The following is a 15,641-nucleotide window of genomic DNA, read 5'->3' as shown; positions in this document are numbered from 1 at the left end:
AAGAAATCCCGGTCATTCTTTGCCCGGCTGCGGAGGAAAGCTCGGATTTGGATGATGAGATCGGCGGAAACGGCTTCCTTGGCCGTGAGTCATAATGAGCTTCAAGCGATGGCCTATACCGATCCGCTGACCGGATTGGGAAACCGCAATCGCATGCGCGAAAAGGTCCTGCAGATCTCCGCCGAACGTGCCAGCGATCCGGCCCCTTTCACCATCGGCATCGCCAATCTCGACAGCTTCAAGCCGATCAACGATCTCTTCGGCTCCTCGGCCGGCGATGAGATCCTCTGCCAGGTCGCCCATCGGCTGAGGGCCTGCATTCCGGACGGGGCGCTGGTCACCCGCCACGACGGCGACGAATTCGCCTTCGTGCTGCCGTTGATTTTCGAACGGGCGAGCGCCGAGAAGTTCGGCCAGATGATCCGCGAGGTGTTGTCGGCGCCCTATGATCTCGGCGACCGCAACGTCCGCCTCTCCGCCTCCTTCGGCTTTGCCATCTACCCCTTCGCCGGCGAGGACTGCGAAGAACTGCTAAAGAGCGCCGACACCGCCCTCTATCGCTCCAAGCGCCGCGGTCGCGGCCAGATCACCGTCTATTCGCGGGAAATCGCCCAGGAGATGAAGCGCGCAACACAGCTGGAGCAGGCGCTCAGAAACGCCATCATCTCGGACGCCATCGACATTCATTTCCAGCCGATCGTCTCGCTTGCCAACAATCAGGTCGTTGGCTTCGAGGCGCTCGCCCGCTGGAACGATCCCGATCTCGGTTTCGTGGCGCCCGGCGTCTTCGTGCCGCTCGCCGAAGAGCGTGGTTTCATCGACGCGCTGTCGGAGGCCCTGCTTCGCAAGGCTGCTGAAGCAGCCTTGTCCTGGCCGCGTGAACTCTTTCTGTCGTTCAATCTCTCTTCGGCGCAGCTGATGGATCCCGGCACGAGCGGCAGCATCCTGTCGATCCTCGGTCGCGTCGGCTTCGATCCGCACCGCCTGGAACTGGAAATCACCGAGACGGCGGTGATGGGTTCGGCCGACACCGCCCACCGCATCATCGCCGATCTGCGTGCAGCCGGCGTTCGCATCTCGCTCGACGACTTCGGCACGGGCCAGTCGAGCCTCGGTCGTCTGCGCGACTTCATCTTCGACAAGATCAAGATCGACCGCGCCTTCGTCTCGCGCATCAATTCCGACCGCGCCTCCGAACACATCATCAAGGCGATCCTTTCCATGTGCGAAGGCCTGGAACTGGAAGTCGTGGCCGAAGGCATCGAGGATTATGCCGAAGCCGTGAAGCTGCGCACGCTAGGCTGCGGCATGGGCCAGGGCTACCATTTCGGCCGCCCGGCCGATGGCATCGCCACGCTGCGCTTCCTGCACGAGAACTATTACGATATGGTGCCCGCCGAGCGCGTCAGCGCATAAGCAATACCAGCAAAAGTGCGCAGCGGTTTTGCGTGCGGGATTGCGCAAAGCAAAAAGCCAATACCAGCAAAAGCGCGCAGCGGCTTTGCGTCCGGGCTTGCGTAAAGCAAAAAAGCCAATACCAGCGCACGTGCGCAGCGGTTTTGCGTGGTGAACTGCGTGAAACATGCAAAAAGCAATGGCGCCCCTAGGAGCGCCATCGCCTACGCTGTACTACCGCGCGCGCGGTTTACTTCGGCGTGGTCGAGCCGGTTGCCGTCGTGTCGGTACCGGTTGCGGCCGGGGCCTTCTCTGCAGACTGCATTGCCAATGTCTTGAACTCGGGCGCAGCCTTCAGCGATTCAGCGGTTTCGGTTGTTGTCAGCTTGAGACTGCCGTCCTGAGTGTTCTGGGCGATGGTGATTTTTTCGATCGGAACGGCGACATCCTTTTCGCCGATGCCGAGGAAGCCGCCCACGCCGACGATCGCAGCAACGATGCCGCCATCTTTCTTCATGATCAGGTCGTTGATGCTACCGATGCTTTCATTGTTGGCGTTGTAGACCGACTGACCGATATAAGTGTTGGCGCTGATCTGGTCCGGAGCCTGCTCCGTCAGATAGGTACCCTGAGCTAAATCCGTGCTCGGTTTTGCAGCCGGAGCCTGTGCAGCGTCGCCCGCGGGCTTAGTGACATCAGGGGTGACGGGCTTGGGGGCAGCCGGATCGGCCGGCGCTGCCTGATTGGTCGCGGCGGGATCGGCAGGCTGCGGCGCCGTCTGCGAAAATGCCGCCGGTGCGAAAGCCGTGGCAAACAGCGCGCCAGCGGCAACGGTCGTCAAAAGTTTGCGTGTCATTTCGAACCTACTTTCATTTCCCTAGAGTGATCGCTGACCCGGCAATGCATCATCCTTGCCGCGCCGGTTCGAAGGGAAAATGAGTGGTGCGCCGATTGGTTCCGGTTGAAAACACGGAAAATTTCTCGATTATCACGGAACTTTTATTAGCGAACGGCCCCGGAAACGAAAAAGACGCCCACTCGGGAGCGCCTTGCATTGGCCGAACTGCTGTCAGAGCACATAGACGGGATCGAACACGCCCTTGACCTCGATGCCGAGTTCCAGAAGCGCGCCGGCGCTCGGCTGGGCCGAACGGGCGTCCTCGTCAAGTCCTTCCCAGGCCGTCGTCACCGCCAGTCGGTCGGCATTGGCGCCGATGAAGGCGGGGCATGAGGGCTGGACGGCGGGAACCTTGTAGCGCGAGATACGCAAGCCATCGGGATTGTAGCGATCGACGACGCCGGCGCCCCAGCGAGCATTCCAGATATAGCCATCGGCATCCACCACCGAACCGTCAATGTCGCCGGGCTCGTTCATGCTGTCGACGAGCACGATCGGCTCGCCCGAGGGCAGGCCGGTCTGCGGATCGACCATGACGCGCATCAGCCGGTTGATGCGGGAATCCGTGTAGTAGCCGATGGTGCCATCCGGGGAAAAGCAGATCGAATTGGGAATGCTGATGCCGTTGAAGATCTTTGTCACCTTGCCGCCGGCGACATGGTAGATGGCGCCGGCCTGGTTTTCCGCTCGCTTGCTCATGGTGCCGATCCAGAGCGCCCCCGACGGATGGGTGCGGCCATCATTCGAGCGGTTTTCCGGCCTGTCGTTCTCGAGCGCCGCATAGAAGGTGAGGTTGCCGCTCGCCACATCACGCACGAAAAGCCCTTCCTCCGTCGCGATCAGCTGCCGTCCGGCGTCGATGCGGGCCAGCACGCTTGCCATCACGGGCAGCGGATGGACCGTTTTCTCCCCTGTTGCGAGTCTGAGCTCGTGCAGCTCTTTGCCGAGGATGTTGAACCACCAGACGATATCGCTGTCCGGATCATAGGTCGGACCTTCGCCGAGAACGGAATTGGTGTTGCAAAGGGTCTTGCCTTCGAACTCGTAAATGTCGGTCATACGTTCACGCTCCCATGGCTGCATCATAGGCGTAAATGGTCGCCTTGGCGCGCTCGGCAACCTCTGCCGCGGTCATTCCGGGCTTGTAGAGGCTGGTGCCGAGGCCGAAGGCTGAGATGCCGGCCCTGGTGTAATCGGCGAAATTCTTGTCCGACACGCCGCCGACGGCGGCAATCGTCAGTTCCGGCGGCAGGATCGCGCGGATCGCCGTGATGCCGGAAGGGCCAAGCACGCTCGCCGGGAAGAATTTGAGACCGGTGGCGCCGGCGCGTGCGGCCGCTAAGGCCTCCGTCGGCGTAAAGACGCCCGGCATCGTCACCATACCATATTCGCGCGCCCGGATGATCACGTCCGGTTCGACATTCGGGGTCACCAGCAGCTTGCCGCCGGCCGCATTCAGGTTGTCGACAGCCTCGACCGTCAGCACCGTACCGGCGCCGATCAGCACCTCGGCCGGCGCCATCTTCGCGGCGATCTCGATGGATTTGAACGGCTCCGGCGAATTGAGCGGAATCTCGATGGCCGTCAGGCCGTTTTCGATCAGGGCGCCGACGATGCTCTCGGTCTCGTCGGGCCGGATGCCGCGCAGGATGGCGATCAGCGGGCGCTTCATGTCGGGGAAGGGGATACGGTTCATCATGTCAGCTTTCTCAATTCGGCCAGATGGCTTCGGCGGCTGCCGATAGGCCGCGGCGCACGGCCGCGTCGGCGTCGATGGCGGTGAAGGCAAGGGAGAGGGTGTTGAAGGCCTGCTCATAGAGCGCCTGCAGGCGTCCGGAGGCGACGAGGGTGATGCCAGTGCCGTTGGCGGCATCCTGCAGCGCGCCGGCAATTTCGAGGCCGATCAGCGTGCCGGAGAGCCGGGCCTGCGCGGCCGCGGCGGAGATCCCGTGCAGCAGCTGGCCCGAACGGGCGGCAAACAGCAGATTGGAGCCAAGTGCGGGATGCGCAAAGGCCGCCGATACGGCCGCTTCGAAGGCAGCCGCATCCGCCGGCTGTTGTTCGGCACCTGCCACGGCATGCGACAGGATCGTGTTTTTGCTGATCACGTCGAAAAGTTCGCCGGTCATGAAAGTCGAAAAGCCGGCGACCTTGCCGTCCGCGACATGCACCCATTTCGAATGCGTGCCGGGCATGCAGACTGCCTGCGCCGCGGAGTTCGCGCGGCCGAGCGCGCCGAGAAGCTGGGTCTCCTCGCCGCGCATGACATCGGGCCTCGCCACATCCCGCTGGGCAAGGCCCGGCAGGATGCGGATGTCACGGCTTTCACCCGGCACGCGGACCGCCGCGGTGAGGATCGAGGCGAGCGGCGCGGGCACGTCGATATAGCCGGCTTCGACCCAGCCCTGCCTTGCGCCGGCCATGCCGCAAACGATGACAGGCAGACCTTGCGGCGCTTCGACAGCGGTGAGATGGCCCGACAGCACCTGGGAAAAGCCGATCTTAGCCGCGCTCGTCATGCCTTCGCCGCTGCGGCGTTCGGCAAGGATGCCGCCGTCCTTGTCGATCAGCCAGAGCCGGAAACTGCTGGTGCCCCAGTCCACCGCGACGTACGCGGGATTAGCCATTACAAAACGCCTCCATCGACGATCAGGGACTGAGCGGTCATCGCAGCCGCGCAGTCGGATGCAAGAAACAGGCAGGGACCGACGATGGCATCCGCCTTGAGCGGGAATTTCAGGCATTGCTGCTCGACCGAGCGGGCGATGCTTTCCTCGGTGAGCCACAGCTGCATCTGCCGTTCGGTGACGACCATGCCGGGCAGAATGCAGTTCACCCGGATATTTTCCGGCCCGAGCCGGCCGGCCATGCTCTTCGTCAGTCCGACGACCGCCGCCTTCGCCGCCGCATAGGAAGGAAAGCCGCCCATGTTCAGCTTGAAGGCGATCGATGACATATTCACGATCGCGCCGCCGCCGGCTGCCCGCATCGACGGCGCCACCGCCTGCGAGGTGAAGAACACATGCCGCAGATTGACCGCCTGATTGTTGTCCCAATAGGCCTCGGTCACCGCGTCGAATTCGTGGCGGTCATCCCACGCTGCATTGTTGACAAGCACGCGGATCGGCCCGGATGTCTGAACGACGACATCGACCGTGCGCCGGATCGCCTCGATGTCGCGCAGATCGGCATAGTAGAACAGCACCGGATGCGCCGTTTCCCGCGACAGTCTTTCCGCGAGTTCGCTGCCGGCCGTCTCGGCAATGTCGATGAAGGAGACCTTGGCGCCCTGGCGTGCGAAACCTTCGACGATCGCGGCACCGATGCCCGATCCGCCGCCGGTCACGAGCACGGCGCGATCTTTGAACTCGGGAAATTGTGCTGCCACTGCGCTCACCGTTTTCCTCCCTCCTAGATGTTCCATTATTCGGAACTTAATTTGACTATGTGGAATTATCGGATTATGCTGGTCTTCCTGTCAAGGGCGCACGCTCGCCGGCGCGGATCGATTCGATGGCACATAGACAATGACTTCAGGCGACGGCATGGCCCAGGCCCGGGAGACCGGCACCCTCGGCAAATTGATGGTTCTCCTCGATCTCGTCACCCATGCGGATACGCCCCTACGCTTCACCGATATCCTGACGCTCGCCGGCCAGCCGCGCGGCACGCTGCATCGCCAGCTCAGCCACCTGGTGGAGGAGGGGTTGCTGGAGCTCGATGGTGACGGCTGTTATGCGCCGGGCCTGCGCCTGCTCGATTTCGCCGCGCGCAGCTGGGCGCGCAACGAATTCCGTCTGGTTGCCGAACCGCACCTGAGCGAACTCCAGCAGGCGACCGGCGAGACGGTGCATCTCGGCGTTCTCCGGGGACAGTCGATCATCTATCTCGACAAGGTCGAAGGCCGTCAGCCGGTGCGCATGTATTCGCAGATCGGCAACGCCTCGCCCTGCTACTGCACCGGCGTCGGCAAGGCCGCTCTTTCGCAGCTTCCGCCCGAAACTCTTGCCGATCTCCTCGCCGGCCTGAACTTCACCAGCTTTACCGCCTCGACACATGCTTCGCCCGAGACGCTTGCCGCCGAAATCCGCGAGATTGCCGAACAGGGCTATGCTTTCGACCTCGAGGAGCACGAGGCTGGCATCCGCTGCGTCGCCGCACCCGTCTGGTCGGAGGATCGCACCTTCATCGGCGGCATCTCGGTCACGGGCCCGGCCTACCGGCTCTCGATGGAACTTCTGCGTCAGTGGGCCGTTCCCGTACAGCTGGCGGCTGCGAGGATTATGGAGGGCATGCGCGTCCGCCTCGGCCCGCGCCGGTGACGGTATCGCTACCACCTTCGCTGGACGGCTCGCTAAGCATGCTTATGATGAGCGAATTATTGAGATTTGCGGGCGAATCACGCGAAGTGGAATGACCCGCGAATCTACAACCACGCATTGGCTGAAGCCTGTCTGCCGAGATCGCTTCCACGTATCCAATACACGCTCGTCACGCCTCGATGCAACCGAACCGGCCGCGGCGCCGAAGATGAAAACTGTGATGGTACCCTTGTCGCAAACCTCCACGGAAGAAGACGATTATATCAACGAAATCGCCGGCCTGAAGACGCAGTTCGATATTTTCCGTTTCTTGAAACGCGTCACGGAAGCCTATCGCAGTCGCGCCTTCATGGTTCTCAACCTGCCGCCGATCACCTCTCTCGACCTGCAGGCCAACACCGTCATCACCAGTTGGCCGGCCGAGCTTCTGGCGCTCTACGACCAGGAAGCGCTGATGGTGAACAGCCCGGTTTTGAGGCGGCTTAGAACATCGACGCGGCCTTTCTTTTACGACATGTCGCGGGAGGCCTGGGCGCGGGACGACGGCAAGTCCGTCCTGGTCACGGGGTTGTTCGAGCGTTTCAGGATGATACGCGGCGCCTATTTCCCAACCCACGAGGCCTCCGGCCTGCGCGGTTCCGTCTCCTTCTCCGGCGACCGCGAACCCTTCAGCGCCGCCGAAATGCGCGAGCTTTGTTATATCGCCATCCATGTCTTTGACAGGCTTGCCGAAATCCGCAACCTCGATACGCGCATGACGGATTCGCTGACCGACCGAGAGATCGACTGCCTCAACTGGACGGCGGCCGGTAAGACCAGCGCCGAGATTGCCGAAATCCTCGCGCTGTCGGAGCATACGGTCAATCATTACCTCAACCGCGCCACCAAGAAGCTCGACACGGTCAACCGCACCCAGGCGGTCGCCAAGGCACTGCGGATCGGTCTGATCAAATAAGTCGCAAAGATGGTGGCGCGCCGTGGCCGTCCGCTCAGCGCTTAGGCAGAACCGGGATGTTGCCGCGGCGTTTCTCGGCGCTTTTTCCGATTTTTTCATCTGGCACGCTTTCTGCATCTCCTTCGCCAGAGGTCCAGAGGGGACTTTGATGACCAGCGCCAGGAAATGGCGCGGCCGACACATCGCTGCCCGACGCCGACGCCGCTTCTCTCCCGGCCTTCGGCGTCGGTGGCGGTTGTTGCCTTTTGGCACCGCTTCTTGCGCAGCTGTTTACGATTTCCTCTTCCCGGTCACTTTTCACTGGCCTTTTTTTCGGCTTGCGCTAATTCGCCCCGCATTGCGCCGGTTCTTGGGGAGAGAGACCGTTGCGGCCATCAGGGCGAAAAGCCCGGCGGACTTGATGGCCGCAGCGGATTCGCGGGGTCCCCGCCGGCGTTTTTCGCAGCCGGCAAATTGATTTTTCTCCCGATGATTTTGTTTGGCGAAGACGTGTGGCTCCACTATCTCTACCGCATGATTTCATGAAAGACGCGTGGCGCCGTAGTCTGCGAGAAAAAGCAATGAGGGTGGAATGACCGACGTCACCAAGGAACAGGTTCTCGAAACGCTGAAGACCGTGCGCGGACCGGATCTCGAACACGACATCGTCTCGCTCGGCATGGTCTCCGATGTCTTCATCTCCGACGGCAAGGTCTATTTTTCCATCACCGTTCCGGCCGAACGCGCCAAGGAGCTGGAGCCGATGCGGCTCGCCGCCGAGCGCGTCATCAAGGAGATGCCGGGTGTCAAGGGTGCGCTCGTCACGCTGACGGCGGACAAGAAGGCGGCCGCCGCGGCGCCCGCTGCCCGCCCTGCGCCGAACCCGCCCCACGGTCATGCCGGTCATGATCATGGGAGCCACGCGCATACGCCGCAGCAACAGCCGCCCCGCGCCGGCAAGATCGGTGTCCCCGGTATCGGCGCCATCATTGCCGTCGCCTCCGGCAAGGGCGGTGTCGGCAAGTCCACCACCGCCGTCAACCTGGCGCTCGGCCTGCTCGCCAACGGTCTCCGGGTCGGCATTCTCGATGCCGATATTTACGGCCCGTCGATGCCGCGGCTCTTGAAGATCTCCGGCCGCCCGACGCAGATCGATGGCCGTATCATCAATCCGATGGAGAATTACGGCCTCAAGGTCATGTCGATGGGTTTCCTCGTCGACGAGGAGACGGCGATGATCTGGCGCGGGCCGATGGTCCAGTCTGCCTTGATGCAGATGCTGCGCGAAGTGGCATGGGGCGAGCTCGACGTTCTCGTCGTCGACATGCCGCCCGGCACCGGCGATGCGCAATTGACGATGGCCCAGCAGGTGCCGCTTGCCGGCGCCGTCATCGTTTCCACGCCGCAGGATCTCGCCCTGATCGATGCCCGCAAGGGCCTCAACATGTTCCGCAAGGTCGAGGTGCCGGTTCTCGGCATCGTTGAAAACATGAGCTATTTCATAGCACCCGACACCGGCACCCGCTACGACATTTTCGGTCATGGCGGCGCCCGCAAGGAGGCCGAGCGCATCGGCGTGCCCTTCCTCGGTGAAGTGCCGCTGACGATGAACATCCGCGAAACGTCCGATGCCGGCACGCCGCTCGTCGCCTCCGATCCGAACGGCGTCGTCGCCGGCATCTATCGCGGCATCGCCGCCAAGGTGTGGCAGCAGCTCGGCGGCCAGCCACAGCGCTCGGCGCCGGCGATCGTCTTTGAATAACGTCTCGGTTTATGGGCAGGACTTCCGGGCCGGAGCGTATGACAGCAAAGCGCTGAAGCGCCGAATCACCGTTGCGACCATCTCGAATTGTGCGGGAAATGTGGTGAAAAGCCGCGCTTCACGGAAGATGTCTTGATTATTTCACGGCTTTGCTTCATATGCCGCGGCGCCATGATGGCATTGCTGCAGATGCTCAATGACGGCCGTCTTCGTTTCGAAGGTCCCGGACCGCCTGCAAGGTCGAAGGGATTGGTAACTGCGATGCGGTGGAGCACAATGCGCATGCTGGCTTCCGAGGCCGGATGCAGCCGGAGTTGTATGAACTTTCTTGATCCGCTTCCGTTTGGGCCTGGAACGAGCCACCCTCGCATTGCCGCGATGGCGGACGGATGGAAAGGCTTGCAATGAAGATGATGACCGCGAAGTGTCGTGAGCAGCGGAGACGCTGCCGGTGATCACCGCTTACCGTTCCAATTGCAAATCGGTCGAGATCGGCGATCTCTCGCAGCCGGCATCCTTTCCCGAGGATGTCGTCTGGATCGATATGCTCGAGCCGAGCCGCGAGGAGGAGCTTTATGTCGAGAAGGTTCTCGGTATCGAGGTCCCGACTCGCGACGATCTCAAGGACATCGAACCGTCGGCTCGCCTTTATATCGAAAACGACGCCGTCTTCATGACCGCTTCGCTCGTCTGGAAGGCGGACACCGACGCGCCGACGCTGACCGATGTCGCTTTCATCCTGGCCGGTAACCGCCTGGTCACCATCCGCTACGCCCAACCGAAATCCTTTGCGCTGTTCATCGCCGCCCTTCACCGGCTGCCGGAAAACTGGCGCGGCGGCGCGGCCCTTCTCGCCAAGCTGCTGGAGACGATCGTCGACCGGACCGCCGAAATCCTCGAAACCTCCGTCTCGCGCATCGACATCTTGTCGACGCATGTCTTCGGCAGGGCGAATAAGGTCCGCAAGCCTTCGAACTACCTCGAGCAGAAATTGCGCGATATCGCCGGTCATCACCGCATGATCAGCAAGCTGCGCGACAGTCTCGGCTCGCTTTCCCGGCTTCTGACGTTCTTTTACACGGTCCCGGCGATCCAGCAGGACCACGAGGCGAAGGAGCTGTGCCACACCGTCTCGCGCGATATTCAATCGCTGTCGGAGCATGCCTCCTTTGTCGCCGGCAACATCACCTTCCTGCTCGACGCCTCGCTCGGCCTCATCAACATCGAACAGAACTCGATCATCAAGATTTTCTCGATCGCCTCCGTCGTGTTCCTGCCGCCGACATTGGTCGCTTCCATCTATGGCATGAATTTTCAGGTCATGCCGGAACTGGCCTGGGCGGGGGGTTATCCCTATTCGCTGGCCTTGATGGTAATATCAGCCGTCATCCCCTTTTTCTTTTTTCGCTGGAAAGGCTGGCTCTGAAGAGCCTGTTGAAATTTCATGTCCGAAGAGAGCGATCCGCACGAACGCCACATGACGCCGCGCAAGCTGTTCTATCTCGCGCTCGGTTCCGTTGGTGTCGTCTACGGCGATATCGGCACGAGCCCGCTCTACGCTTTTCGCGAAGCGCTGAAGCCCGTCGCCCATGACGGCGTCACCCGTTTCGAGATCATCAGTCTTATTTCCCTGATGATCTGGGCGCTGACCATTATCGTCACCATCAAATACGTCCTCTTCCTGCTGCGCGCCGACAACGACGGTGAGGGCGGCACGCTGTCGCTGCTCGCCCTTCTGATGAAGACCGCCAACGGCCATACCGCACTGCTGATGCTGCTCGGACTGATGGGCGCTGCCCTGTTCCTCGGCGATGCGATGATCACGCCGGCACTTTCGGTGCTGTCGGCGGTCGAAGGTCTGAAACTCGTCACGCCCAGCCTGGCGGAATATATCGTGCCGATCTCGGTGGTGATCCTGGCGCTGCTCTTCGTCGTGCAATCGCGCGGCACCGGTGCCGTCGCCAAGTTCTTCGGGCCGATCACTGCTCTCTGGTTCCTCGTCATGGCCGCCGCCGGGATCTCCCATATCTCGGACGATTTCGGCATCCTCGCCGCCTTCAACCCCTATTATGCTGTCAGCTTCCTGCTGCATGAGGGCTTTTACGGCGTCGTCGTGCTCGGTGCCGTCTTCCTGACGGTAACGGGTGCCGAGGCGCTTTATGCCGACCTTGGCCATTTCGGCCGCCGCCCGATTCAATGGGCCTGGTTCCTGCTGGTGTTCCCGGCGCTGACGCTGAATTATCTCGGGCAGGGTGCGCTCGTCCTCGGCAATCCGATGACGATGTCCGACCCCTTCTATCTGATGTATCCGCAATGGGCGTTGCTGCCGGTCGTCATCCTGGCGACAGCGGCGACGATCATCGCCAGCCAGGCCGTCATAACGGGCGCCTTTTCGCTGGTGCGCCAGGGCATCAACCTCGGCTTCCTGCCGCGCATGGAAATCCTTTTCACCTCAGAAACCAACACGGGACAGATCTTCGTGCCGTCGGTCAACGCCGTGCTGTTCTTCGGCGTCATCTTCCTGGTGCTGAGCTTCAAGACCTCGGACGCATTGGCGACCGCCTACGGGATCTCAGTCACCGGCGCCATGGTCGTCACCTCGATCATGGCCTTCGAATTCGTCCGCGCACGCTGGAACTGGTCGCTGCCGGTCGCCGTGATCGCGCTCGCGCCACTCGTCGTGCTGGAAATGATCTTCCTCGGCGCCAACCTTCTGAAGATCCACGATGGCGGCTATATCCCGATCCTGATCGCCACCGCCTTTACCGTCGTCATGTGGACCTGGCGCCGCGGCACCGCGATCCTGATGGAGAAGACCCGGCACACCGATATTCCGCTCGCCTCCTTCGTCAGTTCCATCGAGCGAAAGAGCGAGCATTCGCCGGCCCAGGTTCCGGGCACGGCGATCTTCCTGACCAGCGATCCGGAATCGGCCCCCGCCGCCCTGCTGCACAATCTCAAGCACAACCACGTGCTTCACGACCGCAACGTCATCCTGACGATCCGCACCGTCAATAAGCCGCGGGTGGCGAGCCAGGACCGCTACAAGGTCGAGCAGATTTCCCCGCGTTTCTCCCGTGTCGAACTGCTGTTCGGCTTCATGGAATCGCAGAACGTCTCGCAGGCGCTCGCGACGCTGCGCAAGACCGGACTGAAGTTCGACATCATGTCGACCTCCTTCTATCTCGGCCGTCGCAAGCTGGTGCCGGATGCCAAGTCGGGCATGCCCTACTGGCAGGACCGGCTCTACATCGCGCTGGCCAACGCCGCCGCCAACCCCTCGGACTATTTCCGCCTGCCGGCCAACCGGGTGGTGGAGCTGGGCTCGCACGTTATTATTTGATGGATGGGAAGTGATTGCTAACGTCAGCGCCCGCGCTTTGGATCTGCCCTTCCGCCACCTAACCTCCGTCATGCTCGGCCTTGAGCTGTCTTGAGCCGAGCATCCACACCCACCAGCAGCTGAGGCATGGGTCCGCGGCTCAAGTCCGAGGACGACGGAGATTGGGGATTCGTTTCCGTCGAACTCGCCCCGCAGGTTCAGGTCAACAGGCATAGCGCCACCAGGAGCGCAGCGGCTCCTGGTGGACGAAGTTATCAGCCATATTAGAACATCCAAAAACTCACACTGCTACTTTCCGGCACGCCTCGTTAACCAGGCATCAAGGTTAATGAGAGATTTTCGATGGCATGTTCCCGCGTTCCATGCCCGGAGTTCGTGTTGCGTCGAAAGAGCCCTTCCCGTAGCAAGCTGCGTCTTCTTCCCGAGAACTGGGTGTCGCCCGTCATCTTCGGACTTGCCGGCTGGCTGATCTTCCCGAGCGTTGCCTCCCACGCCGATCTCGCCACCATGCTTGCCGGTCTCGACAGTGAGGGGGAGAGCTGGCGCATGGTGCTGACCAATTCGCCGGCCGGCTCCATCCATCAGGCCGAGCTCGCCTTCGCCGATCCGGCAGCGACCGGCTCGATCGCCTCGGGCGCCGGCATGGTGCTGCCCGACGGCCGCAAGGTGGCATTTACGGCCAAGGACAAGGGGCACGAGGACACGCCGGACGAGGACCGGGTCATTCGCGGCACGAAGAAGGGCCGCGTCGTCGCCATCGAGAAGATGCAGCCGCCGAAAGACTTTTCCGCCGGCTCCATTCTTGAGCGCACCAAGATGCTGTTCACTCCGAATTTCGATCTCAAGGACAGGTCGGCTTTCGTCAAGCCGAAGATCCAGGGTAGGGAAATCGAGATCGCCACCTCTTTCTATAGGAAACAGCCGGTGAGGCCGGAGGTCGGCATGCCGGCGATGCTCGCAAGCCTCGTCACCAGCAACAAGGCCGACGTGCTTGCCACCGCCTATGCGCCGGCGGCACCGGATTATGCCCGCCACTCGCCGTTCGATTCGATCCTGACCGAACCGGAAAGCGGCCGCTTCGTCCCCCAGATCGGTCCGGGCGACCATGCCTGGGCGGCAAGCGTGCTGCCGCCGAGCGTCTTTTCCGCCCGCGAGCAGCAATGCCTTGCCTCAGGCATATATTTCGAGGCGCGCGGGGAATCGGTGAAGGGCCAGGCGGCCGTCGCCCAGGTCATACTCAACCGCGTTCGCAACCCCGCCTATCCCAAGAGCATCTGCGGCGTCGTCTACCAGAACGAGGATTGGCGCAACCGCTGCCAGTTTTCCTTCGCCTGCGACGCCATCAAGGACCGGGTGAATTCGCAATATCACTGGCGGGTCGCCCGCGACGTGGCCATGGCGGTGACATCAGGCAGAATCTGGCTGCCGCAGGTGGGGTCGGCGACGCACTACCATGCCGTTTACGTCCGCCCGAAATGGGCAAAGACCATGGAAAAGGTCGGGCGCATCGGTCTTCACGTCTTCTATCGCACCTATGGCGGCGGCTGGAGCTGAGAGAAAGCGTTGGGCGATGCCGATTTTCCGCCCCCAAAAGCGGATTCTTTCCGTCGAATTTGCGCGCTCGGCCGGAAATCGACTTAACCATTTGATTTCACAAATTAATTTTCTGGCTGGACAGAAGCCGTCTACGCCTTGACTATACCAAGCCCTAAAACTATGTTGCGCGCGACTTCAGAACGGGCCGGAAGGTTCTCAACCTTCGCGTCCGGGGTCCGAATGACCGGGGTAGCGGGAGTGCGGGCGACGGGCAGGCGAGGAGAGATCCATGGCGGACGACCGCGAGGAAAGTCTTGAGAAGCGCCGTGCGCAGCTGGAAGCGGAACTCGCGACCAAGCGCGTAGAGGCGAAAGTGGAAGAGGCAGGCGAAGCCCGCGCCGAGGAAAGCCGCAAAGGTTATGCCCAGGCGATGAAGCTTTCCAGCGAGTTCATTTCCGCGATCGTCGTCGGCGCCGTCCTTGGCTATCTTCTCGACCGTTTTGTTGGCACGGCGCCTTGGGGGTTGATTGTTCTTCTGCTTCTCGGATTCTGTGCCGGCGTTCTGAACGTGCTGCGTTCTGCGGGGGTGGTGGCCCACTCTCTGGACAAGGACGACAAGAAATAGGGGGCCGGTCCCGGTCCAGTGCAATGACCCCGCGTCCTGCGGGCCAAAGAGAGAGAACAAGCGGTGTCTAACGATCCGACTCATCAGTTCCTGATCCAGAAGATTGTGCCGATCGAAATCGGCGGAATTGATTTTTCGTTCACCAATGCGTCGCTCTTCATGGTCGCTTCGGCAGTCGTTGCTGCAGGCTTCCTTTATTTCTCGACCTCGAACCGCGCCATCGTGCCGGGTCGTTCGCAGTCGGTCGCGGAAATGTCCTATGAATTCATCGCCAACATGCTGAAAGAGGGCGCGGGCAAGCAGGGGATGAAGTTCTTCCCGCTGGTCTTTTCGCTCTTCATGTTCGTGCTGACGGCGAACCTGCTCGGCATGTTCCCCTATTTTTTCACGATCACCAGCCAGATCATCGTCACCTTCGCGCTGGCGATTCTCGTCATCGGTACGGTGCTCGCCTACGGTTTCTATAAGCACGGCTTCCACTTCCTGAATGTCTTCGTGCCCTCGGGCGTGCCCGGCATATTGCTGCCGCTGGTCGTCTCGATCGAAATCATTTCCTTCCTGTCCCGTCCGATTTCGCTCTCCGTTCGTCTTTTCGCCAACATGCTCGCCGGTCACATCACGCTGAAGGTGTTCGCAGGCTTCGTCGCCTCGCTTGGAACCCTCGGTGCGGTCGGTGTCGGCGGCGCCGTTCTTCCCCTCATCATGACCGTCGCCCTGACCGGTCTCGAGTTCCTCGTCGCCTTCCTTCAGGCTTACGTCTTCGCGGTGCTGACTTGCATGTACCTCAACGACGCAATCCATCCGGGCGGGCACTAAGGATAACGAC

Annotated in this window: 14 protein-coding genes; 9 read left to right on the top strand and 5 right to left on the bottom strand. The window is 61.7% G+C overall.

The genetic code is table 11. The features are described from left to right. The first annotated feature begins 51 nt into the window (after window positions 1–51). On the top strand, window positions 52–1,416 hold the full coding sequence (locus CO660_RS04785) for an EAL domain-containing protein (RefSeq protein WP_097597779.1): 1,365 nt from the start codon (window positions 52–54) through the stop codon (window positions 1,414–1,416). Between the two features lie 229 nt (window positions 1,417–1,645). On the opposite strand, the gene CO660_RS04780 is transcribed toward CO660_RS04785, so the two are convergent. The 5 genes from CO660_RS04780 to CO660_RS04760 all read right to left on the bottom strand — a co-directional run bounded on the left by CO660_RS04780 (window position 1,646) and on the right by CO660_RS04760 (window position 5,717). Next, window positions 1,646–2,251: a PRC-barrel domain-containing protein gene (locus CO660_RS04780; protein ID WP_097597778.1), complete on the bottom strand. Its 606-nt coding sequence runs from the start codon at window positions 2,249–2,251 to the stop codon at window positions 1,646–1,648. A 213-nt stretch (window positions 2,252–2,464) separates the two neighbouring features. Beyond that, complete coding sequence (locus CO660_RS04775; protein ID WP_097597777.1) at window positions 2,465–3,352, bottom strand: SMP-30/gluconolactonase/LRE family protein; 888 nt, start codon at window positions 3,350–3,352, stop codon at window positions 2,465–2,467. A 4-nt stretch (window positions 3,353–3,356) separates the two neighbouring features. After that, the gene (locus CO660_RS04770; protein WP_085777130.1) at window positions 3,357–3,989 is read right to left on the bottom strand and encodes a 2-dehydro-3-deoxy-6-phosphogalactonate aldolase; all 633 of its coding nucleotides are present in this window, start codon (window positions 3,987–3,989) and stop codon (window positions 3,357–3,359) included. 13 nt (window positions 3,990–4,002) lie between these two features. Continuing rightward, a complete protein-coding gene (locus CO660_RS04765; protein ID WP_097597776.1) occupies window positions 4,003–4,920 on the bottom strand; it encodes a 2-dehydro-3-deoxygalactonokinase in 918 nt (305 codons plus the stop codon). Then, on the bottom strand, window positions 4,920–5,717 hold the full coding sequence (locus CO660_RS04760; RefSeq protein WP_097597775.1) for an SDR family oxidoreductase: 798 nt from the start codon (window positions 5,715–5,717) through the stop codon (window positions 4,920–4,922). The genes CO660_RS04765 and CO660_RS04760 overlap by 1 nt, the downstream gene beginning before the upstream one ends. A gap of 103 nt (window positions 5,718–5,820) precedes the next feature. Between CO660_RS04760 and CO660_RS04755 the strand changes: the two genes are divergently transcribed. From CO660_RS04755 to CO660_RS04715, 8 genes are all read left to right on the top strand, one after another. Then, a complete protein-coding gene (locus CO660_RS04755; protein ID WP_097597774.1) occupies window positions 5,821–6,615 on the top strand; it encodes an IclR family transcriptional regulator in 795 nt (264 codons plus the stop codon). 220 nt (window positions 6,616–6,835) lie between these two features. Continuing rightward, complete coding sequence (locus CO660_RS04750) at window positions 6,836–7,570, top strand: LuxR family transcriptional regulator (protein WP_097597773.1); 735 nt, start codon at window positions 6,836–6,838, stop codon at window positions 7,568–7,570. A gap of 571 nt (window positions 7,571–8,141) precedes the next feature. Further along, window positions 8,142–9,311 (top strand): Mrp/NBP35 family ATP-binding protein, encoded by a 1,170-nt coding sequence (locus CO660_RS04745; protein ID WP_097597772.1) that lies wholly within the window; start codon window positions 8,142–8,144, stop codon window positions 9,309–9,311. A gap of 451 nt (window positions 9,312–9,762) precedes the next feature. Continuing rightward, the gene (locus CO660_RS04735) at window positions 9,763–10,737 is read left to right on the top strand and encodes a magnesium transporter CorA family protein (RefSeq protein ID WP_097597771.1); all 975 of its coding nucleotides are present in this window, start codon (window positions 9,763–9,765) and stop codon (window positions 10,735–10,737) included. A gap of 18 nt (window positions 10,738–10,755) precedes the next feature. Next, window positions 10,756–12,654 (top strand): potassium transporter Kup, encoded by a 1,899-nt coding sequence (locus tag CO660_RS04730; RefSeq protein WP_085777138.1) that lies wholly within the window; start codon window positions 10,756–10,758, stop codon window positions 12,652–12,654. A 342-nt stretch (window positions 12,655–12,996) separates the two neighbouring features. Continuing rightward, window positions 12,997–14,208, top strand: coding sequence for a cell wall hydrolase (locus tag CO660_RS04725; protein ID WP_097597770.1), 1,212 nt, complete (start codon window positions 12,997–12,999; stop codon window positions 14,206–14,208). A 271-nt stretch (window positions 14,209–14,479) separates the two neighbouring features. Then, window positions 14,480–14,815, top strand: coding sequence for an AtpZ/AtpI family protein (locus CO660_RS04720; protein ID WP_097597769.1), 336 nt, complete (start codon window positions 14,480–14,482; stop codon window positions 14,813–14,815). A 63-nt stretch (window positions 14,816–14,878) separates the two neighbouring features. Next, complete coding sequence (locus CO660_RS04715; RefSeq protein WP_097597768.1) at window positions 14,879–15,631, top strand: F0F1 ATP synthase subunit A; 753 nt, start codon at window positions 14,879–14,881, stop codon at window positions 15,629–15,631. The last annotated feature ends 10 nt before the right edge of the window (window positions 15,632–15,641 follow it).

Source organism: Rhizobium sp. L9, from assembly GCF_002531885.1.
GTDB lineage: Bacteria > Pseudomonadota > Alphaproteobacteria > Rhizobiales > Rhizobiaceae > Rhizobium.
The sequence above is the reverse complement of the archived record's forward strand: the minus strand, read 5'-3'. Positions and strand labels throughout refer to the sequence as shown.